This is a genomic window from Actinacidiphila acididurans (assembly GCF_016918855.1).
Taxonomy (GTDB): domain Bacteria; phylum Actinomycetota; class Actinomycetes; order Streptomycetales; family Streptomycetaceae; genus Actinacidiphila; species Actinacidiphila acididurans.
Genome location: NZ_JADKYB010000027.1, coordinates 114,759 through 140,289 on the forward strand (window position 1 = coordinate 114,759; position 25,531 = coordinate 140,289).

The window sequence follows — 25,531 nt, forward strand, 5'->3', positions numbered from 1 at the left end:
CCGGCCGCCCGCCGCCGGCCAGGCCCGATCGTGCCCCGCTCCGGAACGATCCGGTCAGGGGACGCGGCCCGCTCACACCTGCTCCCCCGCCGCGATGAGCGCACCGTTGCTCCCGGGTAATGGCGGGGATGCGGGCGGGAAACAGCGCCCGCGCACCCTCGCAGTCATGGACATCGTGGTGGTCGGCGGCGGAATGGCGGGGGCACGGCTCGCGCACCGGCTCGGGCAGCCGCACGCCCTCCCTGGACCGCATGCCCTCGCGGGCGCCCCCGGCGGACGAACGGACGGCGATCGGATCCACGTCACGCTGGTCGCGGAGGAGCCGCACCGCCCGTACAACAGGGTGCTGCTCGCCGAGGTGCTGGCCGGACGGCTGCGCCCGGAGCAGGTCGCGCTGCCCGCGCCCGGTCGCCTGGTCAGCGCCCGCGCGGTCCGGCTGGACCGCGACGAGCGCCTGCTGCACTGCGACGACGGGTCGGTGCTGAGCTGGGACCGGCTGGTGCTGGCCACCGGCGCCAACCCCGTACTGCCGCCGCTGCGCGGGCTGTTCCGCCCCGGGGACCACGACCTGCCCGCCGGGGTGCACGCCTTCCGCACCATGGACGACTGCCTGGCGCTGTCCGCGGCGGTACGGCCGGGCGTGCGGGCGGTGGTGGTGGGCGGCGGCCTGCTCGGGGTGAGCGCGGCCCAGGCGCTCGCCGCCCGCGGCGCCCAGGTGGTGGTCGCCCAGCAGGGCGAGCACCTCATGGACCGCCACCTGGACGCGCAGGCCGCCGCGCTGCTGCACACCCACCTGACGGCCCAGGGCGTCGAGGTCCACACCTCGTGCCGGGTGCGCGGCGTGCTCACGGCCGACGACGGCCCGGCCCGTACCGTGCGCGCGGTCGAACTCGCCGACGGCTACCGGCTGGACGCCGACCTGGTCGTCCTGGCCTGCGGGGTACGGCCCCGGGTCGGCCTCGCCGAGGCCGCCGGGATCGCCGTCGCCAAGGGCGTCGTGGTGGACGACCAGTTGCGCACGTCCGACCCGGCGGTCTTCGCGGCCGGGGACTGCGCGCAGCACGCGGGCACGGTGTACGGGCTGGCCGGCGCGGCCCGCGACCAGGCGGACGTGCTGGCCCAGGTGCTGGCCGCGGAGGCGCTGGGCACCCGCGAGGCGCCCCTGGCCGGCCCCCGCTACACCGGCACCCGCGCCCTGACCCGGCTCACCCTCACCCCCGCCCGGCCCCCCGTGGCCGGAACCGCCCCCGGGCCCGCGCTGGACCTGGCCGCTTTCGGCGAGGTCAGCCCGCTGCCCGGCGACGACGTGCTGCACCTGACCGACGCGACCCGCGGCTCGTACCGGAAGGTCGTCGTCCGCGGCGACCGGCTGGCCGGGGGCGTCCTGCTCGGCGACCTGGCCGCGGTCGGCGCGGTCGCCCGCGCATGGGAGGGCGACGAGCCGCTGCCCTCCGCCCCCCTGATTCATCTGCTCACCGACGACGGAGGTTTCTGAGCATGGCTGCGAGCCCCACCGAAGCGGCGGTGCCCCCGGCGCACACGATCGTGCTGGTCGGTCACGGGATGGTCGGCCAGCGGTTCCTGGAGGAGCTGGCCGAGCGCAAGGTGACCGAGCGGGCCCGGGTGGTCGTGCTGTGCGAGGAGCCGCGCCCGGCGTACGACCGCGTGCACCTGACCTCGTACTTCACCGAGAGCCGTACCCCCGAGGAGCTGTCGCTGGTCGAGGACGGCTTCATGGCCCGGCACGGCATCGAGCTGCACGTCGGCGACCCGGCGACGGCGGTGGACCGGGCCGCGCGCACGGTCACGTCCCGCTCCGGGCGGACCGTGCGCTACGACACGCTGGTGCTGGCCACCGGCTCGTACCCGTTCGTGCCGCCGGTGCCCGGCAAGGACGCGGAGGGCTGCTTCGTCTACCGCACCATCGAGGACCTGCGGGCGATCGAGGAGTACGCGGCGCGGTCCGCGTGCGGCGCGGTGGTCGGCGGCGGCCTGCTGGGCCTGGAGGCGGCGGGCGCGCTGCGCGGCCTCGGCCTGGAGACGCACGTGGTGGAGTTCGCGCCGCGGCTGATGCCGGTGCAGGTGGACGACGGCGGCGGGCAGGCGCTGCGGCGCGCCGTCGAGGGGCTCGGGGTGCGGGTGCACACCGGCGTCGGCACCCAGGAGGTCACCACCGGGCCGGACGGACGGGTGACCGGGATGGCGCTGTCCGACGGTTCGGCGCTCGCCGCCGACCTGGTGGTCTTCTCCGCCGGAGTGCGGCCGCGCGACGACCTGGCCCGGGACTGCGGGCTGCCGGTGGGGCAGCGCGGCGGGATCGTGGTCGACGCCTCCTGCCGTACCGAGGACCCGGCGGTGTTCGCGATCGGCGAGTGCGCGCAGGCGGTGGACGGCCGGGTGTACGGGCTGGTCGCGCCGGGCAACGAGATGGCCGCGACCGCCGCGAAGGCGATAGCCGGCGAGACCGGCTCCTTCACCGGCGCGGACACCTCCACCAAGCTGAAGCTGCTCGGCGTGGACGTGGCCAGCTTCGGCGACGCGCACGGCGCCGCGGAGGGCGCGCTCGACGTGGTGTACGCCGACTCGCGCTCCGGGGTGTACCGCAAGCTGGTGATCGGCGCGGACGGCACCCTGCTCGGCGGTGTTCTGGTCGGCGACTGCGAGTCGTACGGGGTGCTGCGCCCGCTGACCGGTACCGTGCCGCCGGTCGCGCCGGGCGACCTGGTGCTGCCCGCCGGGGCCGGGGCGCCCGCCGCCCTCGGGCCGGCCGCGCTGCCGGACGACGCGGTGGTGTGCAGTTGCCACAACGTCACCAAGGGCGCGATCCGGGCGGCGGTCACCGAGCACTCCTGCACGAACGTGCCGGAGGTCAAGAAGTGCACCAGGGCCGGGACGGGCTGCGGCAGTTGCGTCAAGGTGCTCGGCCAGCTGGTGGACGCCGAGCTGGAGGCGTCCGGCGTCGCGGTGGACAAGGGGCTGTGCGGCTGCTTCGCGCAGACCCGCGCGGAGCTGTACGAGATCGTGCTCGCGCTGCGCGTCACCTCCTACCGCGACCTGCTGGACCGGCACGGCCGGGAGGGCGCGCGGGGCGGCGAGGGCTGCGAGGTCTGCAAGCCGGCCGTCGCCTCGATCCTGGCGTCGCTGGCCCCGGCGATCGGCGCGAGCGTGCACGTGCTGGACGGCGAGCAGGCCGCGTTGCAGGACACCAACGACCACTTCCTGGCCAACATGCAGAAGAACGGGTCCTATTCGGTGGTGCCGCGCATCCCCGGCGGCGAGATCACCCCGGAGAAGCTGATCGTGCTCGGCGAGGTGGCCCGCGACTTCGGCCTCTACACCAAGATCACCGGCGGCCAGCGGATCGACATGTTCGGCGCCCGGGTAGAGCAACTGCCGCAGATCTGGACCCGCCTGGTGGACGCCGGCTTCGAGTCCGGCCACGCCTACGGCAAGGCGCTGCGCACCGTGAAGTCCTGTGTCGGGTCCACCTGGTGCCGTTACGGCGTGCAGGACAGCGTACGGATGGCGATCCGGCTGGAGCTGCGCTATCGCGGCCTGCGCTCGCCGCACAAGCTGAAGTCGGCGGTGTCGGGGTGCGCGCGGGAGTGCGCGGAGGCACAGAGCAAGGACTTCGGGGTGATCGCCACCGCGAACGGCTGGAACCTGTACGTCGGCGGCAACGGCGGTGCCACCCCGCGGCACGCCGACCTGCTGGCCAAGGACCTCTCGGACGCCGAACTCGTGCGGCTGATCGACCGGTTCCTCATGTACTACATCCGCACCGCCGACCGGCTGGAGCGCACCAGCGTGTGGCTCGAGCGCGTGTCCGGCGGCCTGGACCACGTACGGGACGTGGTGGTGCACGACTCGCTGGGCATCTGCGCGGAGCTGGAGGAGCTGATGGCCGCGCACGTGGCGGGCTACCGGGACGAGTGGGCCGACACCCTGGACGACCCGGAACGCCTGGCCCGGTTCGTGTCCTTCGTCAACGCGCCGGGCACGCCCGACCCGACGGTCCGCTTCGTCGAGGAGCGCGGGCAGATCCGGCCGGAGCCGGTGCTGATGCCGGTGCCCCAGGTCGTGGACGCTTCGCTTTCGGAGGCGGTGACGGCATGAGCGGCGAGGAGTACGGGATGCCGGGGACGGCGGCGGGAGGTACGGCGGTGGCGTCGACAGCAGTGGAAGGTACGACGGTGGTGCCTGCCGCGGCGGAAGGTACGGCTGTGGCGTCCGGCACGGTCGAACTGCTCACCGGGCAGGGTTGGTTCGCGGTGTGCGCGGCCGGGCGGCTGGAGGCCGGCCGCGGGGTGGCGGTCCTGCTGCCCGACGGCGGGCAGGCCGCGCTGTTCCGCGACCGGACGGGCGCGCTGTACGCGATCGGCAACGTGGACCCGTTCACCGGCGCCGGGGTGCTGTGCCACGGCCTGCTGGGGACCGCGGGCGGGCGGCCGTACGTCGCCTCGCCGCTGCTCAAGCAGCGCTTCGACCTGGCGGACGGGCGGTGCCTGGACGACGACGAGGCGACGGTGGCGGCGTTCGCGGTGCGGGTGGTCTGACCCCCCGATGACGCGCGGCGGCCGACCCGGGCCGACCCGGGCGGGCCCGGGTCGGCCGTGTCTTCAGCGGCGGCCGTGGGGGCCGGTGGGGGGCTCAGCTCACCGTGCAGGCCCCGCCGTTGAGGGCGAACCCGGTCGGCGTCGGGTTCGACCCGGACCAGTCGGCGTTGAAGCCGAAGCTGGTGGAGGCGCCCACGGCGATGGCGCCGTTGTAGGACAGGTTCTTCGCGGTGTACGCGGTGCCGCTCTTGGTGACCGTGGCGTTCCACGCCTGGGTGACCGTCTGGGTGCCGGAGGCCTGGTTCCAGGTGAGCGTCCAACCGCTGATCGGCGCGGAACCGGTGTTCTTCACCGTGATGTTGGCGGTGAAGCCGGTGTTCCACTGGTTGACGCCGTAGGTGACCGCGCAGTTGCCACCGGGCGGCGGGGTGCTCGGCTGGGTCGTGGGCGGGCTGGTCGGCGGGGTGGTGGGCGGCGTGCCGTTGCCGCCCAGCGCGGCCTGGATGGCGTAGTAGGCCGGCTTGGGCTGGTAGTTCTCGTCGTACGGGGTGGCCGCGCCCTGGCCCGGGAAGGTGCTGGGCACCCAGGAGGTGGCGTCGTTGAAGCCCCACACGGTCACGCCCACGCAGCGGGTGACGCCCAGGCAGTCGTTCATGACCGCGGTGTAGTCGTTCGCCTGCTGCTGGAGCTTGGTGGAGTCGGCGGGGGTCTGCATCCGCACGTCGAGTTCGGTGACCGCCACGTCGACGCCGAGGTCGGCGAAGCGCTGGAGGTTCGCCTTGAAGTCGGAGGGCACCTGGCCCAGGATGAAGTGTGCCTGGAAGCCGACGCCGTCGATCGGGACGCCCTGCTGCTTCAGCGACTTGACCAGGTTGTACAGGCCGTTGCTCTTCGCGTTCTCGCCCTCGACGTTGTAGTCGTTGATGTAGAGCTTCGCGTTGGGGTCGGCCGCGCGCGCCGCGGTGAGGGCGTCGGCGATGTAGGACGAGCCGAGCTGGTTGTACCAGAGGTCGGAGCGGAAGGTGCCGTCCTCGTTGAACGGCTCGTTGACCACGTCCCAGTGGACGACCTTGCCCTTGAAGTGGGTGACCTCGTCCGTGACGTGCTTGATCATGATGTCGTGGAGCTGCTGGTTGGTGAAGCTCCCCGAGGTCAGCCAGCTCGGCAACTGGCTGTGCCACACCAGGTTGTGGCCGCGAACCTGCATGTTGTTCGCCTGGGCGAAGCTGACGATCTGGTCGGCCGGGCCCCAGTTGTAGGTGCCGCGGGTGGGCTCGACGCTCTCCCACTTCATCTCGTTGCCGGGGGTCACCGAGTCGAACTGGGTGCCCGCGATCGAGGCCGAGATGCCGGTGAGTTCGTTCTGCATCAGGGCGGTGCCCATGTAGATGCCCTTGGCCTCGGCCAGGGTGCGCAGCGGCGTGTCGGCGGCGTGCGCGGACGGCATCGTCACCGACACGAGCGCGGCGGCGGCCGCGAGCATTGCTACGGCGGAGCCGCCGACGGCGGATCTGCGCATGCGTTTCGAGAACATCGGGTGGTGCCTCTCCAAGTGGGGGTCCAAGTGGGGGATTGGAACTGGTGAGGAACTGGTGGCGCCGATAACGCGGCCCGAATGTTTCGGGACAGATTCCGAACTGCGGCGCAGACCCTACGGCCACGCTTTTCGGACGTCAACACTTCTGACAGTCATCGCAGGTCAGGGGTGCGGGAGCGCTCCCATACGGAGGGAATCGGTCCGGACGTACGGTGCGGACGTACGGTCCGGGGCACGCGGGCGGGGGCGGGCTGTCCGTGGTGCGGACGGGAGGGGCGGGCCGTCGCCGGTGCGGACGGTACGGGGCGGGCGGTTCGCAGGGGACGGAGGCTCGAGGCGGGGGGCAGTTGGAGGCGGGCGGCGCGGGGCCCGGCGGCCGTCAGTCCCGCGGGGCGGCGCTGCTGGCCCGTTCCACCAGCCGGGTCGCCAGGTCCACCCGCAGCGTGCTGGGCTGGCGGCCCCGGCTGAGGTCCACCACCAGCCGGGCGGCGGCCTCGGCCATCTCGGTCAGCGGCTGGCGCACGGTGGTCAGCGGCGGGCTGATCCAGCGGGCCACCGGCAGGTCGTCGAAGCCGACGACACTCACGTGGTGCGGAATCCGCAGGCCGAGCTCGCGCGCGGCCTCGTACAGCCCCAGCGCCTGTATGTCGTTGCCGGTGAAGATCGCGGTGGGGCGGTCGGGCATCCGCAGCAGCGCCAGCCCCTCGGCGTAGCCGGCCTCGTGGTGGAAGGTGCCGAGCCGGACGAGGTCGGGGTCGAAGGCGATGCCGGCGGTCTCCAGCGCGGCGCGGTAGCCGTCGATCCGGGCGCGACTGCACATGATGCCGCTGGGGCCGCCGATGACGCCGATCCTGCGGTGGCCGAGTTCGAGCAGGTGCCGGGTGGCGGCCACGCCGCCCTGCCAGTTGGTGGCGCCGATCGCCGGCACGTCCTCGCCCGGGTCGCCGGCCGGGTCGAGCACCACGAAGGGGATGTCACGGCTCGTCAACTGCGCCCGCTGGGCCGCCTCCAGGCCGGACAGCACCAGGATCACCCCGGTGGGGCGGCGGGCCAGCACCCCGTCCACCCAGGTCTGGCCGGGGCTGAGCCGGCCGGCGGACTCCGAGAGCACCACACTCAGACCCTCGTCACGGGCGACGTTCTCCACCCCGCGGATGACCTCCATCGCCCAGGAGCTCTCCAGCTCGTGGAAGACCAGGTCGATCAGCGGGGCCGGCTGCACACTGCCGCGGCGGCGCTGGTAGCCGTGGCGGCGCAGCAGTTCCTCGACCTTGCTGCGGGTCGCCGGGGCGACGTCGCCGCGGCCGTTGAGGACCTTCGAAACAGTCGGTGCCGAGACCCCGGCGGCGCGTGCGATCTCGGCCAGGGTCGCCGTCCCGCCGACCGCGCCGTGCGGGCTTTCCGGCTGGTCACCCTGCGGGGGCTGGACGCTTGTGGCAGTCATGGCAGCGATCGTAACCCGTCCGTGCCCGTCGGCCGACGGCCCGGCCCCCCGGGAGACCGCTGTTCACTGACCAGAAACATTCGTAAAGATCTGCCGAACATTCGATGCCGCGGCGCCGGCCCGCCTTCCCGGCGGCCGCCGCGGGCCCGGGTTTCGTCATCCGGCGAGCAGCGCGGCCAGCAGGTGTTCCTCCTCGTAGGCGAAGTGGCGCTCGGTGTCGGCGGCGAGTTCCGCGATCCGCCGGGCCAGCAGGACGGGGTCGGCGCCCGGGTCGGCGAGCAGGCCGCGCAGGTCGGCGATCGCGGCCGCGACCTGGCGGTGTTCGGCCCGCAGCCGGGCCAGGACGGGCGCCAGGTGCGGGAAGGCCGTGTCGAAGGAGGGCAGGACGGCTTCCTCGGTGGCGTGGTGGGAGCCGAGCGCGTCGCAGAAGGCCAGGCAGTGCAGGGCGAGGTCGCCGCCGGTCCGCGCGGGGGCGGCTCCGGGTGCGTCCGGGGTGAGGACGGAGCCGGTCTCGCCGGTGAGCAGTGCGGCGAGCTGTTGGCGCAGGGTGGCGTGCACGGCCACGAGTTGACGGGCGACGGCGTGGTTGCGCTCGGGGTCGGGCCGGGTCAGGTCCAGCGGGTGGAGGGCGATCACCGGGATCACCCGGTCGGTGCGGCGGGCGTAGTCCCCGTACGCCGGCACCCGCGCGGCCTGCCGTGCGTACGCCTCGTCCCGCTCGCCGCCGGTCAGCGGTACGGCCCGGGCCGGCAGGGTGCGCACTCCCCCGGCGCAGTCCGCGATCTCCACCCGGACCCGGGGGTCGGCCACCAGGTTCCGGTACCAGGCCGGGTGCCGGTCGCCCCCGGCGTTCGAGGCGAACACCAGGATCCGGCCGTCCTCGTGGGCGCAGGCCAGCGGGGTGGTGTGCGGGCGCCCGCTGCGTGCGCCCGTGGTGGTGAGCAGCAGCAGGTCGGCCCCCTCGAATGCGCCTGCGACCCGGCCGCCGCGGGCCCGGAACTCCTCGATGATCTGCGCGTTCCAGTCGGCCATGGGTGCCTCCGGTAGGCTCGTCGACCAGGAATGGCTTTGCTTTGCTGGCAAAATACCTTTGATGACAAAGCTATTGAGGTGAGGTGCGGGTGTCAACCGGGACCGGGGGCGGAACGGGCAGAGCGAGCGGCGGGGGTGGGCCGCTCGATGGTGCGGGCGGGCCTTCGGCCGGCGCAGGAGGAACAGCCGGGGCCGACGGGCCGGGGCTGGAGGTGGACGAGGCGATCCGGACGTTGCTGCTGCTCATGCCGCGGATGGTGGGACGCGTCAAGCGACTGGGCGTGCCGGCGGAACTGCGGGACTTCTCACTGGCCCCGCGTCACCTGTCGCTGTTCTCGTACCTGCTGTTCGACGGCCCGCTGTCGGTCAACGAGCTGGCCGCCCGCCTGGAGATCGCCCCAGCCACGGTCAGCCTGATGATCGGCGACCTGTCCCGCCAGGGCATCCTGCGCCGCGACCCCGACCCGACCGACCGCCGCCGCACCATCGTGTCGATCGACCCGGCCCACCGCCCGGCCATCGACTCCTGGCTCGCCCGCGGCGCCCGCGCCTGGCGCCGCGCCCTGTCCCCCCTCACCCCGGCCGAACGCGCCCTCGTCATCCGTACGTTCCAGGCGTACGAGGACGGCCTCGACGCGAGCGACTGACCGGCTCCCGCCGCCGTACGAACCGGCCGGATCACCGCACGGAAAAGCCGGGGGCGGCGCCTCCGCACGAAGCGCCGCCCCCGGCGGGGCAGGGCCGACCCGGGTCCGCCGGTCGGTGAGGGTTGGCCCCAGGGCGTGGGCCTCCGTCGGCGGGCCGGGCGCGGCCCGGTCAGGTGGTCAGCTGGTCGTAGGGGTCACCGGGTGTCCACCCCGGACGTGGTGGCGATGGCGCGGCCGGCCTCCAGGCGGGCCACCGGGATCCGGAACGGGGAGCAGGAGACGTAGTCCAGGCCGACCTCGTGGAAGAAGTGGACCGATTCCGGGTCGCCGCCGTGCTCACCGCAGACGCCGAGCTTGAGGCCGGGGCGGGTGGCCCGGCCGGCCTCGGCGGCCGCGCGGACCAGGGAGCCCACCCCGTCCTTGTCGATCGTCTCGAAGGGCGACACGCCGAAGATGCCCTTCTCCAGGTAGGCGGTGAAGAAGCTGGCCTCCACATCGTCGCGGGAGAAGCCCCACACGGTCTGGGTCAGGTCGTTCGTGCCGAAGGAGAAGAACTCTGCCGCCTCCGCGATCTGAGCGGCGGTCAGCGCGGCCCGGGGCAGCTCGATCATGGTGCCGATGGCGAGGGTGAGCCCGGTGCCGGTGGCCTTCTCGACCTCGGCGATCACCCGGTCCGCCTCGTCCCGGACGATCTCCAGTTCCTGCACCGTGCCGACCAGCGGAATCATGATCTCCGGCCGCGGGTCGCCCTTGGCGGTGCGCCGGTGGGCGGCGGCCTCGGCGATCGCCCGTACCTGCATGGCGAACAGCCCCGGGATCACCAGGCCGAGCCGCACCCCGCGCAGCCCGAGCATCGGGTTCTGCTCGTGCAGCTTGTGCACCGCCTGGAGCAGCCGCAGGTCGTTCTCGTTCGCGTCCTCACGCGACTCGGCAAGCGCCACCCGCACCGACAGCTCGGTGATGTCCGGCAGGAACTCGTGCAGCGGCGGGTCCAGCAGCCGTACGGTCACCGGCAGGCCGTCCATCGCCTCGAACAGCTCGATGAAGTCGGTCCTCTGCAGCGGCAGCAGTTCGGCCAGCGCCGCCTCCCGCTCGGTGTCGGTGTCGGCGAGAATCAGCCGCTCGACCAGCTCGCGCCGGTCACCGAGGAACATGTGCTCGGTACGGCACAGCCCGATGCCCTGCGCCCCGAACCGGCGGGCGCGCGCCGCGTCCTCGGCGTTGTCCGCGTTGGCCCGCACCCGCAGCCGGCGTACCCGGTCGGCGTAGGCCATCACCCGGTGCACGGCCCGCACGAGTTCCCCGGCCTCCTCGGCGCCGGCGTGCATCCGGCCCTCGAAGTACTCCACCACCGGGGACGGCACGACCGGCACCTCGCCGAGGTAGATCTTGCCGGAGGAGCCGTCGATGGAGATGAGGTCGCCCTCCTCTATCACCAGCCCGCCGGGCGCGGTCAGCCGCCGCCGCTTGGTGTCGACCTCCAGCTCCTCGGCCCCGCACACGCAGGTCTTGCCCATGCCGCGGGCCACCACCGCCGCGTGCGAGGTCTTGCCGCCGCGCGACGTGAGGATGCCCTCGGCCGCGACCATGCCGGCCAGGTCGTCGGGGTTGGTCTCGCGGCGGATGAGGATGACCCGCTCACCGGACCGGGACCACTTGACGGCCGTGTACGAGTCGAACACCGCCTTGCCGACCGCCGCACCGGGCGAGGCCGCGATGCCCCACCCGATCCGCGGCACCGTGCCGCTGTCGGCCACCTTCTCGTCGAAGCGCGGGAACATCAGCTGGGCGAGCTGGTCGCCGCTCACCCGGCGCAGCGCCTCGGCCTCGTCGATCAGGCCCTCGTCCACCAGTTGGGTGGCGACCCGGAAGGCCGCCGCCGCGGTGCGCTTGCCGACCCGGGTCTGGAGCATCCACAACTGCCCGCGCTCGATGGTGAACTCGATGTCGCACAGGTCCTTGTAGTGCCGCTCCAGCGTTGCCATGATCGACAGCAGCCGGTCGTAGGAGGTCTTGTCGATCGCCTCCAGCTCCGCCAGCCCCACGGTGTTGCGGATGCCGGCCACGACGTCCTCGCCCTGCGCGTTCTGCAGGTAGTCGCCGTAGACGCCCTGTTGGCCGCTGGCCGGGTCGCGGGTGAAAGCGACGCCGGTGCCGGAGTCGGGGCCGAGGTTGCCGAAGACCATCGAGCAGATGTTGACGGCCGTGCCCAGGTCGTGCGGGATGCGCTCCTGGCGGCGGTAGAGCCGGGCCCGGTCGGTGTTCCAGGAGTCGAAGACCGCCCGGACGGCCAGGTCCATCTGCTCGCGCGGATCCTGCGGGAACTCCCGGCCGGTCTGCTTGGCGACGATCGCCTTGAAGTCGTCCACCAGTGCCTGCATGTCGGCGGCGTCCAGGCCGAGGTCGCTGTCGGTGCCCTTGGCCCGCTTGGCGCTCTCCAGCGCCTCGTCGAACAGCTCGCCGTCCACGCCCATCACGGTCTTGCCGAACATCTGCAGCAGCCGGCGGTAGGAGTCCCACGCGAACCGCGCGTCCCCGCCGGCCTGCGCGGCCAGCCCGGCGACTGACGCGTCGGACAGCCCGATGTTGAGGACGGTGTCCATCATCCCGGGCATCGAGAACTTGGCGCCCGACCGCACCGAGACCAGCAGCGGGTCGTCGGGCTGGCCGAGCGTACGGCCCATCTGCCGCTCCAGCGCGTCGAGGTGCGCACTCACCTCGTCGCGCAGCTCCAGCGGCTCCGCCCCGGTCTCCAGGTAGACGCGGCACGCGTCCGTGGTGATGGTGAAGCCCGGAGGGACGGGCAGCCCGAGGTTGGTCATCTCGGCGAGGTTCGCACCCTTCCCGCCGAGCAGGTCCTTGAGGTCCTTGTTGCCCTCAGTGAAGTCGTAGACGAGCTTCTGTTTTTGCTGACGTGCCGACACGTGGTCCTCGACTCCTCGGGGTTCTCGCTGCCGGGATGCCCTGATGGCGGGGAGCGTACCCATCTCGAAGGCTCCCAAGGGCGTCCATCACCACGACACACGGTCGTAACCCCCCATCTGCCGACGGATCTCAGGCGAGATGGGTGACAGCCGGATTTCACCCGGCGTTCACGACTCGAACGGACGACTCCGGGGAGCGAGAACCCGCGCCCCGTTTTCTCCACGCAGCGTCACGGTGACCCCGACCGTTTTGACACACCCCTACCCGTCCACCCCCTCTTGCATTCGAGAGATGCACTGCTCATTTGTGCGCTCATTTGAGCAGACCACCTATCAGACGTGGCACAAGTCACGTGCGCCCGCCACCCTCTGTCTCATCTTTCGGACGTACCCCGGCTACGCACCCCAGCCCGCCCCCCATGGACGAACGGCACCCCCACAGGGGCGCGAGGAACTGCGCGATCAACCACAACGACCGGACGATCCGGCAAAGACCGAAAACACCCCACCGGGACGGCACCCAACACAGCCGACGATCCGGCGAACGGCAGGACGCCCCCGCGGGGCCGGCGCCGGAACACAGCCGCCGATCCGGCAAACGCAGCAACCAGGGCACCCGGGACGGCAAGAACCCCAAGCCGCCCCGACCGCACCTCACCCCCCGGAGCTGTCTCCCTCCGCCTCCTCGCCCAGCGCAGCGACCTCGTAGGGGTCGTTCAGCCAGCCGTCCGGCAGGACGACGCGCTTGCCGGGGGCGGTGCGGCCGCGCGGGCCGTCCGCGTGCGCGGGCCACGGCTGGTCCTGGTCCAGCTTGCCCAGCAGGTCGTCGAGTTCGGCCAGCGAGGAGGCGGTGGCCAGGGCGCGGCGCAGCTCGGAGCCGACCGAGAAGCCCTTGGTGTACCAGGGGACGTGCTTGCGGAAGTCGATCACCCCGCGCGACTCGTCGCCCAGCCACAGGCCCAGCAGCTCGGCGTGCCGCCGCATCACGACCGCGACCCGGCCGAAGTCGGGCGTCGCCGGGGGCCGCCCGCCGTCCTCGAAGGCCGCCACCAGGTCGCCGAACAGCCACGGCCGGCCCAGGCAGCCGCGGCCCACGACCACGCCGTCGCACCCGGTCGCGCGCATCATCCGTATCGCGTCCTCGGCGCACCAGATGTCGCCGTTGCCCAGCACCGGGATCTCCGGGACGTGCTCCTTGAGGCGGGCGATGGCGTCCCAGTCGGCGGTCCCGCCGTAGTGCTGCGCGGCGGTGCGGCCGTGCAGGGCGACCGCGGTGACGCCCTCCTCGACCGCGATCCGGCCGGCGTCGAGGTAGGTGAGGTGGTCGTCGTCGATGCCCTTGCGCATCTTGATGGTGACCGGGAGGTCGCCGGAGTTCCCCACCGCCTCGCGCAGGATGGCCCGCAGCAGGTTGCGCTTGAAGGGCAGCGCGGAGCCGCCGCCCTTGCGGGTCACCTTCGGCACCGGGCAGCCGAAGTTGAGGTCGATGTGGTCGGCCAGGTCCTCGTCCACGATCATCCGCACCGCCCGGCCGACGGTCGCCGGGTCCACTCCGTAGAGCTGGATCGACCGCGGGGTCTCGGTCGGGTCGAAGTGGATGAGCTGCATCGTCTTCTCATTGCGCTCGACCAGGGCGCGGGTGGTGATCATCTCGCTGACGAACAGCCCCTTGCCGCCGCTGAACTCCCGGCACAGGGTGCGGAAGGGCGCGTTGGTGATCCCGGCCATCGGGGCCAGCACGACCGGCGGGGTCACGGTGTGCGGGCCGATGCGCAGGGTCCCGCCGGCGGGCGGGGCGACGAGGGTGGCGTCAACGGTCATGACGACCATTCTCCCGTATCCCGGCGGCACCCGGCTTCGAGTTGTCCACAGGCTGCTCCCCGCGCGTCCCACAGCCTCCGTCCCGCAGCCCCGGACCGCGGGCCCCGCCCCGCGCCCTCCGCCGCGTCCTTCGCCCCGCCCCGTAACCCCCGCCGAGATGGTTGTACGGTAGTAATGATTCTGTTTTTACAACCATTGGAGGATGCACCTATGCGGGTGCCCGGAAGTCGCAGGAGGGCAGGACTGTGCCGGAGCTGACCCAGCGGCGGCGGATGCTGATCCTGGGGATCTGCTGCATGAGCCTGCTCATCGTCAGCCTGGACAACACGATCCTCAACGTGGCGCTGCCGTCCATGCAGAAGGACCTGCACACCACCGTCTCCGGGCTGCAGTGGACGATCGACGCCTACACGCTGGTGATCGCCTCGCTGCTGCTGCTCGCCGGCTCCACCGCGGACCGGATCGGACGCCGCCGGATCTTCCAGACCGGCCTGGTGCTGTTCACCATCGGCTCCCTGCTGTGCAGCCTGGCGCCGAGCCTGGGCTGGCTGATCGTCTTCCGGATGGTGCAGGCGGTCGGCGGGTCGATGCTCAACCCGGTGGCGATGTCGATCATCACCAACACCTTCTCCGACCCGCGCGAGCGGGCCCGGGCGATCGGGGTCTGGGGCGGCGTGGTGGGCGTCAGCATGGCGGCCGGCCCGATCATCGGCGGTGCGCTGGTGCAGTCCGTCGGATGGCGCTCGATCTTCTGGATCAACCTGCCGGTGGGCGTGGCGGCGCTGCTGCTCACCGCCCGGTTCGTGCCCGAGTCCCGGGCGCCGCGAGCGCGCCGGGTGGACCCGCTGGGCCAGCTGCTGGTGATCGCCCTGCTCGGCTCGCTGACCTACGGGATCATCGAGGGCTCGAGCGCCGGATGGGGCTCGCCGCTCATCATCGGCTGCTTCACGCTGGCCGCGGTGGCCATCGCCGGGCTGATCGGGTACGAGCCGCGGCGCAAGGACCCGCTGATCGACACGCGCTTCTTCCGCAGCGCGCCCTTCTCCGGGGCCACCGTGATCGCGGTGAGCGCCTTCGCCGGACTCGGCGGCTTCCTCTTCCTCAACACCCTCTACCTCCAGGACCAGCGCGGCCTGTCGGCGCTGGACGCGGGCCTGTACATGGTGCCGATGGCGCTGATGTGCCTGGTCTTCGCGCCGCTGTCCGGGCGCCTGGTGGGCAGCCGCGGCCCCCGCGTCTCCCTGGTGCTGGCCGGCACCTCCATGACGGCCAGCGGAGTGCTGTTCGCCGCCTTGGACGCGCAGTCCTCGAACTGGCTGCTGTTCACCTCCTACGTCCTGTTCGGCATCGGCTTCGGCCTGGTCAACGCCCCCATCACCAACACCGCGGTGTCCGGGATGCCGCGGGCCCAGGCGGGGGTGGCGGCCGCGGTCGCCTCCACCAGCCGGCAGGTCGGCCAGTCCCTCGGCGTCGCCGTGATCGGCGCGACCGTCGCCGCCGGGCTGCACACGGCGTCCTGGTGGATCATCGCCGGCTGCGGAATGTCCGTCCTGGTCCTCGGTACCCTCACCACCGGGAACTGGGCCCGGAAAACCGCCGAACGCACCGCCGCGCTCCTCGTCCCCGAGGACCAGGAGCAGGTGAAGCAGCGGATCGAGGTGAGCACATGACCGAGCACACGACGCGTACGGCCGAGGGCGCGCCCACGGCCGCGGACAACGCACCCACCGCGGCCCCGGCCGTTTCGCCGGCCGAAGCCTTCATGGCCGAATCCGCCGCCATGGCCGCGGATTCCGCCCCGGAGGCGGCCGCCGAACGCGTGTGGCGGAATCTGCGCGCCCTGGTGCTGGAACGCAATGAGCGGCGCAAGGAGACGGCCGAGGCGCTCGGCATGAGCTTCTTCCGGATCAAGGCGCTGCGCCGGATCGCGGCCAAGCCGTCCCGGCTGAGCGAACTGGCCACCGAGCTGGCCTCCGACCGGCCCTATCTGACGCTGGTGGTGGACGACCTGGTCAAGCGGGGCCTGGCCGAGCGCCACCCGCACCCCACCGACCGGCGCTGCAAGATCGTCTCGGCGACACCCGCCGGGCATGCGGTGGCCGACCGGGCCAACGCCATCCTGGGCTCTCCCCCGCCGGCCCTGCTCGCCCTGCCGCCGGCGGACCTGGCCGCGCTGGACCGGATCACCGCCGTGCTCACGACCGACGGCTGACGACGGCCGACGCCTGACGCCGCGGACCTCAGACCGCGACGGCGGCGTGCTTCCCGCGCTCCTCGCAGCGGATCAGGCCGTGCAGCCGCTCCAGGCGCTCGCGGGTGACGGCGTCGGCGGGGGTGTACGTCATCAGCCGCGGGCCGCGCTGCGGGCCGAGCCACAGATGGGTGAAGTCGAAGGCGAGCAGCCCCACGTCGGGGTTGAGGTAGCGCTTGACGTGGCTGTCGGGCTGGAGGACCTCGTGCCGCTCCCAGACCTCACGGAAGTCGGGGGACGCCTGCTGGAGCCGCTTGAGCAGCGCCTTCCAGGCGGGCTCGGCCAGATGCTCGGCCATGGAGGCGCGGAACTTCGCCGCCATGAGGCGGATGTTCTCCTCCCGGTCCAGCATCCGCTCCTTCCAGAGCGGGTCGGTGAACGCCAGCCACAGGATGTTGCGGTCCTGGAGGGGCAGCGCGTCCAGGTCGGAGACCAGGCGGCCGTAGGTGCGGTTGTACGCGATGATGTCGTAGCGGCTGTTGAAGACCGCGGCGGGCAGCGGTTCGAGCTGGTCGAGCATGGCCAGCACGGAGGGCGACATGCCCGGGCAGTCCAGGTACGGGTGCGGGTCGGCGGCACCGGCCAGGGTGAACAGGTGCCGGCGCTCGGTGCGGTCCAGCATCAGCGCGCGGGCGATCGCGTCGGCGACCTGCCCGGAGATCTGGATGTCCCGGCCCTGCTCGAGCCACGTGTACCAGGTGACGCCGACCGCGGCGAGCTGTGCGACCTCCTCGCGGCGCAGTCCCGGGGTGCGGCGCCTACGGCCCGGCGGCAGGCCCACCTGGTCGGGCGAGATCCGCTCCCGGCGGCTGCGCAGGAAGGACGCCAGCTCACGGCGCCGGATCTCGTCGGCGGCGGCCGCGGGGACCTCGGGTCCTGGCGGGCCGTCCAGGCCGGCCGCGGAGTCGCCGAGGAAGCCTCCGGGCAGGCCGGCGGCGTCCTCCTCGCGGGGGCCGGCCCCGGGCGCCTCCTGTCCACTCGCGTGGCCGGCGGGGGCGACGGACGCTGCGGCGGACGACGTAGTACTCATGCAGCAAGAGTGCCGGACGGGTCAGCCAGTTGCCAGGTGGTCCGTATACCTGGATAAGCGCACTCTGGTACCCCCCTGGGCGGCGAGCGACGGTTGATCGCGTGACCGACAGAATGGATCCGTCCCTGAATTCCCGGGCCCAGGTGCTGCCCCGCGTGACCCGCATCGGTACGCCGGCCCGAACCGCTCCGTCGAACGAACCCGTTTCCCGTACCGACTCCGCTGCTCGTACCGACCCCCGTAACGACGCCCGTACCGGCTCCGGCCGTCCGGCGCCGGTGCTCACCCCGCTGGGGCTGCTGACCGTGCTGCTCGGCGCGGCGCTGCCCATGGTGGACTTCTTCATCGTCAACGTGGCCCTGCCGACCATCGACCGCGACCTGAACGCCGGGCCCGCGGTGCTGGAGATGGTGGTGGCGGGCTACGGCGTCGCCTATGCCGTGCTGCTGGTGCTCGGCGGCCGGCTCGGCGACATGTTCGGCCGCCGCAATCTGTTCCTGTGGGGCCTGGTGACTTTCGCCGTCACCTCGCTGGCCTGCGGCATCGCGCCCAACGCCTGGACGCTGGTGGGCGCCCGCGTCGCCCAGGGCGCGGCCTCCGCGCTGCTGCTCCCCCAGGCGCTGGCCACCATCCAGTCCGCGACTTCCGGAAGCAGTCGCGGCAAGGCACTGAGCTGGTACGGCGCCACGGCCGGCATCGCGTCCACCGTCGGACAGGTGCTCGGCGGCGTCCTGGTCTCCGCCGACATCGCCGGCAGCGGGTGGCGGGCGATCTTCCTGGTGAACGTGCCGGTGGCGGCCGTCGCCCTGGTGCTGGCGCTGCGCTCGGTCCCCGAGACGCGGTCCGCACACCCGGCGCGCGTCGACCGGCCCGGCACGCTGCTGCTGGCCCTGTCGCTGATCGCGCTGCTGCTGCCGCTGACCGAGGGCCGCGCGGCCGGCTGGCCGGTGTGGTCCTGGGTGCTGCTGGCCGTCTTCCCGTTCGCCGCGGCGGCCTTCGTGGCGGTCGAGCGGCGCGGCGAGCGGCTGGGGAAGACGCCGCTGCTGCCGCCGTCCCTGGTGCGGCTGCACAGCGTGCGCAGCGGACTGCTGCTGATCGTGCCCTTCTGCCTGGGCTTCGGCGGCTTCATGTTCGTGCTCGCCGTCGCCATGCAGGACGGTCTGCACTTCGGGCCGCTGGCCGCGGGCGCGGCACTCGCTCCGCTGTGCGCGACGTTCTTCGCCGCCTCGCTGCTCGGCCCGCGTGCGGTGAACCGTTTCGGCCGTCTCACGGTGACCGGCGGTTCGCTGATCCAGGCCGTCGGCCTGGTGGCGCTGGCCGCCACCGTCCACTGGGGCTGGCCGCACCTGGGCATCTGGGCACTGGCGCCCAGCATGGCGGTGCTCGGCTTCGGCCAGGGCTTCGTCCTGCCGGTGGTGTTCCGGATCGTGCTCAGCGAGGTGCCGCCGGCCCAGGCGGGCGTGGGCAGCGGCGCGATGGCCACCACCCAGCAGTCCAGCCTCGCGCTGGGCGTCGCGACTCTCGGCACCCTGTTCCTCACTCTGTCCGGCTCCACCGGTATCGGCAGCGCACTGGTGTGGATGCTGCTGGCGCAACTGGCGGCAGTGGTGGTGACCACCGCGCTCAGCCTGCGGCTGCCGAAGACCGTGGCGTGAGGCGCCGGGCGCGCGTCCCCGAAGCTCGGCACTGACACACATGGACTGACAGATATTGAAATCTGTCAGTCCATGTGCGACGGTGGAGGCATCTGAACGACCGAAGGAGAATTCCGATGCGTACCCGTCGGCTCGGGGCAACCGGCCCCACCGTCTCGGCGATCGGCCTGGGCGCCATGGGCATGTCCGCCTTCTACGGCCAGAGCGACGACACCGAGTCGATCGCCACCGTCCACGCGGCTCTCGATGCCGGGATCTCGCTGATCGACACCGGCGACTTCTACGGCATGGGCCTGAACGAACTGCTCATCCGCGACGCCCTGCGGGCCCGCCCCGGCAGCCGCGACCAGGTCGCCATCAGCGTCAAGTTCGGCGCCCTGCGCGACGCGGCCGGCGGCTGGAGCGGCTACGACGGCCGCCCGGCCGCGGTGAAGAACTTCCTCGCGTACTCCCTGAATCGGCTCGGCACCGACCACATCGACGTCTACCGGATCGCCCGGGTCGACCCGAACGTACCGATCGAGGAGACCGTGGGCGCCATCGCCGAGGAGGTGCAGGCCGGCCGGGTGCGGCACATCGGCCTGTCCGAGGCGGGCGCGGAGACCCTGCGCCGGGCCGCGGCCACCGCTCCGATCAGCGACCTGCAGATCGAGTACAGCCTGTTCTCCCGCGGCATCGAGCGGGAGATCCTGCCCACCGCCCGGGAGCTGGGCATCGGCGTCACCGCGTACGGAGTGCTCTCCCGCGGGCTGCTCAGCGGCCACTGGTCGAAGGAGCGCGCCACCGAGGCCGGGGACTTCCGCAGCCGCTCCCCGCGGTTCAGCGGGGAGAACCTGGACCGCAACCTCGGCCTGGTGGAGGCGGTGCGCAAGGTCGCCGACGGCAAGGGCGTCACCGTGGCGCAGGCCGCGATCGCCTGGGTGCTCTCGCGCGGCGAGGACATCGTGCCACTGATCGGCGCCCGCCGCCGGGACCGGCTCGCGGAGTCCCTGGGCGCGCTGGACGTCACCCTGGACGCGGCCGAACTGGACGCCCTCGAGGCGGCCGTGCCCGCCGACTCGGTGGCCGGCTCCCGCTACGAAGCGGGACAGATGGCGCACCTGGACAGCGAGCGCTGACCCGTACGGAGGACACTGGATGCGGCCACCACCCGTCCGCCCGCACTCGCGGCGGACGGGTGCCCGTGACACCACCCCTGGTTCGCCCCGCGATCCCCCGCCCCCGCCGACTGGAGGCCGCCCGCATGCCGCCGGAGACCCTGACCCCGGAACGCATCCTCGAAGCCACCGAGGACGTGCTGCGCCGCTTCGGGCCGGCCAAGGCGACGGTGGTGGACGTGGCCCGCGCGCTCGGCGTCAGCCATGGCAGCGTCTACCGGCACTTCGCCACCAAGGCGGCGCTGCGCGAGGCGGTCACCCAGCGCTGGCTGGATCGCACCCATGACGCGCTGGAGACCTTCGCGGCGGACAGCGCCGGGGATGCGGCCGAGCGGCTGGGGCAGTGGCTGGACGGGCTGTTCGCCGCCAAGCGGCGCAAGGCGATCGGCGACCCGGAAATGTTCGCCACCTTCATGGTGCTGGCCGGCGAGAACAGCGACACCGTCACCCGCCACATAGCGCACATGACCGAGCAGCTCGGCCGGATCCTGACCGACGGCGCCGCCCGCGGCGAGTTCGTGCTGCCCGCGTCCGTGCCGGTGACCGCCCGCGCGGTCTGGGACGCCACCTGCCGCTTCCACGACCCGGTCTACTCCGCCGAATGGTCCGATCCGGCCATCGACACCGCCTATGCGGCGGCGCGGGCGCTGGTGCTGCGCGGGCTCACCGGCAACGGCCCCGCGACCGCGGACGGCCGAGCGGACGGCTGACGCCGGCGGGCCCGTACGGCGTTCCGAACACCCGTGCGTCCGCACGGGCGCACAGCGACGCGTACGGGTGCGTACCGAGGCGCAGTGGCCGCTACCGATCCGTACCGGCGCGTACTGCCGCACACCGGCCCGCTTCAGGGCGCACGGACATGCGCGACTGGTTTGTGACCCCGTCGCAGGAAGGGTTCACGGGCATTCCGGTGTTGTGTCTGACACGGGGATGGGAAGGGAGAGAGTCATGCCACCGTGTGCGGACGTCATCGAACTGCCCGTACCTCGTACGCCGGCGGATGCGCCGGCCACCCGTGACCGCCCTGCGCGGCCGTGGTTCGGCTATCTGCTGGTCTTCGCCGGAGTGGCCCTGGTGCCGTGGCTGGTCGTCCTGGCCACCGGGCTGCCCTCCACCACGACGGCGCCGCACTGGACGGTGGCGTGGGTGGGCCTGGACTCCATGGAGGCGATCGGGCTGATCGCCACCGGGCTGCTGACACTGCGCCGCAGTGTGCGCCGGGTGCCGGTCGCCGCCGCCACAGCGATGCTGCTGGTCTGCGACGCCTGGTTCGACACGACCACGTCCTCCGGCTCGGGATTCGGGACCGCCCTGCTGATGGCGTTCACCGCGGAACTGCCGCTGGCCGCCGTCTGCGCGGTGCTGGCGCTGCGTGGACTTCCCCGCGCCAAAGGTGCCGCCGCGAAAGACGACGCCATTGCGGCGGCCGACCGGACTTCCCCGGTCGCCGCCCACGTCACCGGGCCGCGTCCGGTGTCCGTGCCGGCCCCCGCACCCGCGACGACCGCGCGGGCGCAGGGGCCGGCATCGGGCGCCGCAGCCCGCAAGGAGCAGGCCCGTCAGGGCCAGTCCGCCCCGCACACCGCCGGTGGCCTCACGGCCGGCGTCATCCGTCTGCCCTCGGCCTCCGGGCGGGCCGACGCCGGTGGCCCGGCGCCGAGCCCGAGCGGTGTGTGAGCCCGTCCGGCTACCGGCGTGCGGCCCGCGGGTGCGGGCCGCGACCGTACGGCGTCAGCAGCCGGCCAGACGGGAGGCGAGGTAACCCTCCACCTGGTCGAGGGAAACCCGCTCCTGCACCATGGAGTCGCGCTCGCGCACGGTGACCGCGTTGTCCTCCAGGGTGTCGAAGTCGACCGTGACGCAGAAGGGCGTGCCGATCTCGTCCTGGCGGCGGTAGCGGCGGCCGATGGCGCCGGCGTCGTCGAACTCGATGTTCCAGTTGGCCCGCAGCGCCGTGGCCAGGCCCTTGGCCTTGGGGGACAGCTCGGCGTTGCGGGACAGCGGCAGCACGGCGACCTTGACCGGGGCCAGCCGCGGGTCCAGCCGCAGGACGGTGCGCTTCTCCATCACGCCCTTGGCGTTGGGCGCCTCGTCCTCGGTGTACGCGTCGATCAGGAAGGCGAGCATGGCCCGGTTGACACCGGCCGCGGGCTCGATGACGTACGGGAACCAGCGCTCACCGGCCTCCTGGTCGAAGTACGACAGGTCCTGGCCGGAGCCCTTGGAGTGGGCCGACAGGTCGTAGTCCGTGCGGTTGGCGATGCCCTCGAGCTCGCTGAACTCCGAGCCGCCGAAGTTGAAGCGGTACTCGATGTCCACGGTGCGCTTGGCGTAGTGGGACAGCTTCTCCTTCGGGTGCTCGAAGAAGCGGATGTTCTCCTCGCGGATGCCCAGGCCCCGGTACCAGTTCCAGCGCTCCTGGAGCCAGTACTCGTGCCACTTCTCGTCGTCGCCGGGCTTGACGAAGAACTCCATCTCCATCTGCTCGAACTCGCGGGTGCGGAAGATGAAGTTGCCGGGGGTGATCTCGTTGCGGAACGACTTGCCCATCTGGGCGATGCCGAACGGCGGCTTCTTGCGCGAGGTGGTCTGCACCTGGCCGAAGTTCACGAAGATGCCCTGCGCGGTCTCGGGGCGCAGGTACGCGACCGAGCCGGCGTCCTGGGTGGGGCCGAGGTGGGTCTGGAGCATGCCGGAGAACTGCTTGGGCTCGGTGAAGGCGCCCTTGGTGCCGCAGTGCGGGCAGTTGATGTCGGCGAGGCCGCCGGCCGGGAGACGGCCGTGCTTGGCCTCGTACGCCTCTTCCAGGTGGTCGGCCCGGAACCGCTTGTGGCAGGAGGTGCACTCGGTCAGCGGGTCGAAGAAGGTCGCGACGTGACCGGAGGCGACCCAGACCTCGGGGGCCAGGATGATCGACGAGTCGATGCCCACCACGTCGTCGCGCGAGGTGACCATGGCACGCCACCACTGGCGCTTGAGGTTCTCCTTGAGCTCGACGCCGAGCGGCCCGTAGTCCCAGGCGGCCCGGGAGCCGCCGTAGATCTCGCTGCTCGGGAAAACGAAGCCACGGCGCTTGCTCAGGCTGACGATGGTGTCGATCTTGTCGGCGGCCACGGTGCTCTCTTCAGTACGACGAAGCGGTCAGTTAGCCCAGATTACCGGCGGGCGCGGGGGGCTTTCCAAATTTGGGCCGCACCCCGGACGGCGGGGCGGGGACGCCAGGGTATCCGCCGGGGCGGGCCGGGCTGGCACAATGGACGGGTCAGCCCGTGCGCGTGCGGGACGCAGCCACGGAGGAGGAAGCCCCGGTGACCACCGCGAACCATTCCGTGCGCGGCCGTTCGACCCGGCAGCGGGCAGCGGTGAGCGCAGCGCTCGCCGAGGTCGACGAATTCCGCAGCGCTCAGGACCTGCACGACCTCCTCAAGCACCGCGGCGACTCGGTGGGCCTGACCACCGTCTACCGCACGCTGCAGTCGCTGGCGGACGCCGGCGAGGTGGACGTGCTGCGCACCGGCGACGGCGAGTCGGTGTACCGGCGCTGCTCGGGCGGCGGCCACCACCATCACCTGGTCTGCCGCTCCTGCGGCAAGGCGGTCGAGGTGGAGGGGCCGGCCGTGGAGTCGTGGGCGGAGACGATCGCCGCCGAGCACGGGTTCGTGGACGTGGCGCACACGGTCGAGGTCTTCGGTACGTGCGCGGACTGCGCACATGGCCCGGTGGGCGCGGCGCCCTCGCTCTAGGCGCCCTCCGTCTCGACTCCGCCCGGGCTCGATCCAGGCTTCGGGCTCGATCCAGGCTTCGTCCGGGCGGGGCAGCGGCCGGAAGCAGGGGCCGCCGCCCCGGGCGGACGGGCGATGGTCAGTCCTCGTCTTCGTCCTCGGAGGCCTGGTTCGGGGCGGCCCCGCCGAACCTGCGGTCCCGGGACGCGTACTCCAGGCAGGCCCGCCACAGGTCGCGGCGGTCGAAGTCGGGCCACAGCACGTCCTGGAAGACCATCTCGGCGTAGCTGGACTGCCAGATCAGGTAGTTCGAGGTGCGCTGCTCCCCGCTGGGGCGCAGAAAGAGGTCCACGTCGGGCATGTCGGGGTAGTACAGGTACTTCGCGAATGTCTTCTCGTTGACCTTGGACGGGTCGAGACGGCCGGCCGCCACGTCGCGGGCCAGCGCCTGGGCGGCGTCGGTGATCTCCGCCCGGCCGCCGTAGTTGACGCAGAAGTACAGGGTCATCGCGTCGTTGCCGACCGTCTGCTCCTGGGCGACCTGGAGCTCCTGGACCACGGACTTCCACATCTTCGGCATCCGGCCCACCCAGCGGATCCGGATGCCCAGCTCGTCCATCTCGTCCCGGCGGCGGCGGATCACGTCGCGGTTGAAGTTCATCAGGAAGCGCACCTCCTCCGGGGAACGCTTCCAGTTCTCGGTGGAGAAGGCGTAGAGCGACAGATTCCGTACGCCGATCTCCAGGCAGCCCTTGAGGACGTCCATCACGACGCCCTCACCGACCTTGTGGCCCTCGGTGCGGGGCAGCCCGCGCTCCTTGGCCCAGCGGCCGTTGCCGTCCATGACGACTGCCACGTGCCGGGGCACCAGCTCGCCGGGGATCTTCGGTGGCCGCGCGCCCGACGGGTGCGGCTCGGGGGTCTTGTACGTGGGCCGGTGACGGGTCAGAATCCCGCGACGTGCCATGGTGGTACTTCTCCTGACGGTCTACTTGTCCACGAACCGCAGCGACCGCAGTCCGCGTTCCAGGTGCCACTGCAGGTAGGCCGCGACCAGCCCGCTGCCCTCCCGGCAGTGGCGCGGCTCGCAGGCGTCCGCGGTCTCCCAGTCGCCGCCCAGCAGGGCGCCGAGCAGTTGCAGCGACTCCCGTGAGGGTACGACGCTTCCGGGCACCCGGCAGTCACCGCACACCACTCCGCCCGCGCCCACCGAGAAGAACCGGTTGGGTCCGGCCATTCCGCACTTGGCGCAGTCGTCGAAACTGGGCGCGTAACCGTTGACGGCCAGCGAGCGCAGCAGGAAGGCGTCCAGCACCAGCCGCGGCTCGTGCTCCCCGCCCGCGAGTGTACGCAGCGCCCCGACCAGCAGCAGATACTGCTGCACGGCCGGCTCCCCCTCATGATCGGTGAACCGCTCCGCCGTCTCCAGCATCGCGGTGCCCGCGGTGTACCGCTCGTAGTCGGTGACGATCTCGCTGCCGTACGGGGCGATTGTCTCGCTCTGCGTGCACAGCGGCAGCCCGCGCCCGATCAGGTCACCGCCCCGGGCGAAGAACTGCACGTCGACGTGGCTGAACGGTTCCAGCCGCGCCCCGAACTTCGACTTCGTCCGCCGCACGCCCCGCGCCACCGCCCGTACCCTGCCGCTCCTGCGGGTCAGCAGCGTGATGATCCGGTCCGCCTCGCCCAGCTTCTGGGTGCGCAGCACGATGCCGTCGTCGCGGAACAGACTCATGCGGCCATTCTCGCCTACCC

Annotated in this window: 20 protein-coding genes; 11 read left to right on the forward strand and 9 right to left on the reverse strand. The window is 72.4% G+C overall.

From position 1 onward, the window contains the following. The first annotated feature begins 166 nt into the window (after window positions 1-166). The 3 genes from ITX44_RS35095 (at window position 167) to nirD (ending at window position 4,556) form a co-directional block, all read left to right on the forward strand. Window positions 167-1,495: an NAD(P)/FAD-dependent oxidoreductase gene (locus ITX44_RS35095; RefSeq protein ID WP_205363067.1), complete on the forward strand. Its 1,329-nt coding sequence runs from the start codon at window positions 167-169 to the stop codon at window positions 1,493-1,495. A 2-nt stretch (window positions 1,496-1,497) separates the two neighbouring features. After that, window positions 1,498-4,116, forward strand: a complete 2,619-nt coding sequence (gene nirB / locus ITX44_RS35100; RefSeq protein ID WP_205363068.1) for a nitrite reductase large subunit NirB — start codon at window positions 1,498-1,500, stop codon at window positions 4,114-4,116. An 80-nt stretch (window positions 4,117-4,196) separates the two neighbouring features. Then, the gene (gene nirD / locus ITX44_RS35105) at window positions 4,197-4,556 is read left to right on the forward strand and encodes a nitrite reductase small subunit NirD (RefSeq protein ID WP_372441074.1); all 360 of its coding nucleotides are present in this window, start codon (window positions 4,197-4,199) and stop codon (window positions 4,554-4,556) included. 94 nt (window positions 4,557-4,650) lie between these two features. Here nirD and ITX44_RS35110 read toward each other — a convergent pair whose 3' ends face one another. The 3 genes from ITX44_RS35110 to ITX44_RS35120 all read right to left on the reverse strand — a co-directional run bounded on the left by ITX44_RS35110 (window position 4,651) and on the right by ITX44_RS35120 (window position 8,569). Then, window positions 4,651-6,075: a glycoside hydrolase family 10 protein gene (locus ITX44_RS35110; protein WP_205363070.1), complete on the reverse strand. Its 1,425-nt coding sequence runs from the start codon at window positions 6,073-6,075 to the stop codon at window positions 4,651-4,653. 397 nt (window positions 6,076-6,472) lie between these two features. Next, complete coding sequence (locus tag ITX44_RS35115; protein WP_205363078.1) at window positions 6,473-7,537, reverse strand: LacI family DNA-binding transcriptional regulator; 1,065 nt, start codon at window positions 7,535-7,537, stop codon at window positions 6,473-6,475. Window positions 7,538-7,693: 156 nt separating this feature from the next. Further along, window positions 7,694-8,569, reverse strand: a complete 876-nt coding sequence (locus tag ITX44_RS35120; RefSeq protein WP_205363083.1) for a nitroreductase/quinone reductase family protein — start codon at window positions 8,567-8,569, stop codon at window positions 7,694-7,696. Window positions 8,570-8,814: 245 nt separating this feature from the next. Here ITX44_RS35120 and ITX44_RS35125 point away from each other — a divergent pair, with 245 nt between their 5' ends. Continuing rightward, the gene (locus ITX44_RS35125; protein WP_205363135.1) at window positions 8,815-9,216 is read left to right on the forward strand and encodes a MarR family winged helix-turn-helix transcriptional regulator; all 402 of its coding nucleotides are present in this window, start codon (window positions 8,815-8,817) and stop codon (window positions 9,214-9,216) included. A gap of 194 nt (window positions 9,217-9,410) precedes the next feature. Here the strand turns inward: ITX44_RS35125 and ppdK are convergent, their stop codons facing one another. Beyond that, the gene (ppdK, locus tag ITX44_RS35130) at window positions 9,411-12,203 is read right to left on the reverse strand and encodes a pyruvate, phosphate dikinase (RefSeq protein WP_205363084.1); all 2,793 of its coding nucleotides are present in this window, start codon (window positions 12,201-12,203) and stop codon (window positions 9,411-9,413) included. Window positions 12,204-12,794: 591 nt separating this feature from the next. Continuing rightward, window positions 12,795-13,961, reverse strand: coding sequence for a tRNA dihydrouridine synthase DusB (gene dusB / locus ITX44_RS35135; protein ID WP_205363085.1), 1,167 nt, complete (start codon window positions 13,959-13,961; stop codon window positions 12,795-12,797). Between the two features lie 245 nt (window positions 13,962-14,206). Between dusB and ITX44_RS35140 the strand changes: the two genes are divergently transcribed. Then, entirely contained in the window at window positions 14,207-15,631 is a 1,425-nt protein-coding gene (locus ITX44_RS35140) for an MFS transporter (protein ID WP_205363087.1), read from the forward strand. Then, on the forward strand, window positions 15,628-16,173 hold the full coding sequence (locus ITX44_RS35145; protein ID WP_236062235.1) for a MarR family winged helix-turn-helix transcriptional regulator: 546 nt from the start codon (window positions 15,628-15,630) through the stop codon (window positions 16,171-16,173). Before ITX44_RS35140 ends, ITX44_RS35145 begins: the two co-directional genes overlap by 4 nt. A 28-nt stretch (window positions 16,174-16,201) precedes the next feature. On the opposite strand, the gene ITX44_RS35150 is transcribed toward ITX44_RS35145, so the two are convergent. Next, on the reverse strand, window positions 16,202-17,242 hold the full coding sequence (locus ITX44_RS35150; protein WP_205363089.1) for a helix-turn-helix transcriptional regulator: 1,041 nt from the start codon (window positions 17,240-17,242) through the stop codon (window positions 16,202-16,204). Window positions 17,243-17,355: 113 nt separating this feature from the next. Between ITX44_RS35150 and ITX44_RS35155 the strand changes: the two genes are divergently transcribed. From ITX44_RS35155 to ITX44_RS35170, 4 genes are all read left to right on the forward strand, one after another. Then, a complete protein-coding gene (locus ITX44_RS35155; RefSeq protein ID WP_205363145.1) occupies window positions 17,356-18,897 on the forward strand; it encodes an MFS transporter in 1,542 nt (513 codons plus the stop codon). Window positions 18,898-19,013: 116 nt separating this feature from the next. After that, complete coding sequence (locus ITX44_RS35160) at window positions 19,014-20,015, forward strand: aldo/keto reductase (protein WP_205363097.1); 1,002 nt, start codon at window positions 19,014-19,016, stop codon at window positions 20,013-20,015. A 125-nt stretch (window positions 20,016-20,140) separates the two neighbouring features. Continuing rightward, complete coding sequence (locus tag ITX44_RS35165; protein WP_205363099.1) at window positions 20,141-20,764, forward strand: TetR/AcrR family transcriptional regulator; 624 nt, start codon at window positions 20,141-20,143, stop codon at window positions 20,762-20,764. Window positions 20,765-21,002: 238 nt separating this feature from the next. Beyond that, complete coding sequence (locus tag ITX44_RS35170) at window positions 21,003-21,731, forward strand: hypothetical protein (protein ID WP_205363101.1); 729 nt, start codon at window positions 21,003-21,005, stop codon at window positions 21,729-21,731. A 54-nt stretch (window positions 21,732-21,785) separates the two neighbouring features. Here the strand turns inward: ITX44_RS35170 and ITX44_RS35175 are convergent, their stop codons facing one another. Then, window positions 21,786-23,168 carry a glycine--tRNA ligase gene (locus tag ITX44_RS35175; protein ID WP_205363103.1) on the reverse strand — a complete coding sequence of 461 codons (1,383 nt, stop codon included), beginning with the start codon at window positions 23,166-23,168 and terminating at the stop codon, window positions 21,786-21,788. A gap of 194 nt (window positions 23,169-23,362) precedes the next feature. Here ITX44_RS35175 and ITX44_RS35180 point away from each other — a divergent pair, with 194 nt between their 5' ends. After that, window positions 23,363-23,797: a Fur family transcriptional regulator gene (locus tag ITX44_RS35180; RefSeq protein ID WP_205363105.1), complete on the forward strand. Its 435-nt coding sequence runs from the start codon at window positions 23,363-23,365 to the stop codon at window positions 23,795-23,797. Between the two features lie 118 nt (window positions 23,798-23,915). On the opposite strand, the gene ITX44_RS35185 is transcribed toward ITX44_RS35180, so the two are convergent. Then, a complete protein-coding gene (locus tag ITX44_RS35185; RefSeq protein WP_205363107.1) occupies window positions 23,916-24,743 on the reverse strand; it encodes an isoprenyl transferase in 828 nt (275 codons plus the stop codon). A 21-nt stretch (window positions 24,744-24,764) separates the two neighbouring features. Further along, window positions 24,765-25,511, reverse strand: coding sequence for a DNA repair protein RecO (gene recO / locus ITX44_RS35190; protein ID WP_205363147.1), 747 nt, complete (start codon window positions 25,509-25,511; stop codon window positions 24,765-24,767). Window positions 25,512-25,531 lie beyond the last annotated feature (20 nt).

Coding starts and splice junctions, on each gene's coding strand:
- ITX44_RS35095 (WP_205363067.1), top strand. CDS start 167: ATGGACATCGTGGTGGTCGGCGGCGGAATGGCGGGGGCACGGCTCGCG.
- nirB (WP_205363068.1), top strand. CDS start 1,498: ATGGCTGCGAGCCCCACCGAAGCGGCGGTGCCCCCGGCGCACACGATC.
- ITX44_RS35110 (WP_205363070.1), bottom strand. CDS start 6,075: ATGCGCAGATCCGCCGTCGGCGGCTCCGCCGTAGCAATGCTCGCGGCC.
- ITX44_RS35115 (WP_205363078.1), bottom strand. CDS start 7,537: ATGACTGCCACAAGCGTCCAGCCCCCGCAGGGTGACCAGCCGGAAAGC.
- ITX44_RS35120 (WP_205363083.1), bottom strand. CDS start 8,569: ATGGCCGACTGGAACGCGCAGATCATCGAGGAGTTCCGGGCCCGCGGC.
- ITX44_RS35125 (WP_205363135.1), top strand. CDS start 8,815: ATGCCGCGGATGGTGGGACGCGTCAAGCGACTGGGCGTGCCGGCGGAA.
- ppdK (WP_205363084.1), bottom strand. CDS start 12,203: ATGGGTACGCTCCCCGCCATCAGGGCATCCCGGCAGCGAGAACCCCGA.
- dusB (WP_205363085.1), bottom strand. CDS start 13,961: ATGACCGTTGACGCCACCCTCGTCGCCCCGCCCGCCGGCGGGACCCTG.
- ITX44_RS35145 (WP_236062235.1), top strand. CDS start 15,628: ATGACCGAGCACACGACGCGTACGGCCGAGGGCGCGCCCACGGCCGCG.
- ITX44_RS35150 (WP_205363089.1), bottom strand. CDS start 17,242: ATGAGTACTACGTCGTCCGCCGCAGCGTCCGTCGCCCCCGCCGGCCAC.
- ITX44_RS35155 (WP_205363145.1), top strand. CDS start 17,356: ATGGATCCGTCCCTGAATTCCCGGGCCCAGGTGCTGCCCCGCGTGACC.
- ITX44_RS35160 (WP_205363097.1), top strand. CDS start 19,014: ATGCGTACCCGTCGGCTCGGGGCAACCGGCCCCACCGTCTCGGCGATC.
- ITX44_RS35165 (WP_205363099.1), top strand. CDS start 20,141: ATGCCGCCGGAGACCCTGACCCCGGAACGCATCCTCGAAGCCACCGAG.
- ITX44_RS35170 (WP_205363101.1), top strand. CDS start 21,003: ATGCCACCGTGTGCGGACGTCATCGAACTGCCCGTACCTCGTACGCCG.
- ITX44_RS35185 (WP_205363107.1), bottom strand. CDS start 24,743: ATGGCACGTCGCGGGATTCTGACCCGTCACCGGCCCACGTACAAGACC.
- recO (WP_205363147.1), bottom strand. CDS start 25,511: ATGAGTCTGTTCCGCGACGACGGCATCGTGCTGCGCACCCAGAAGCTG.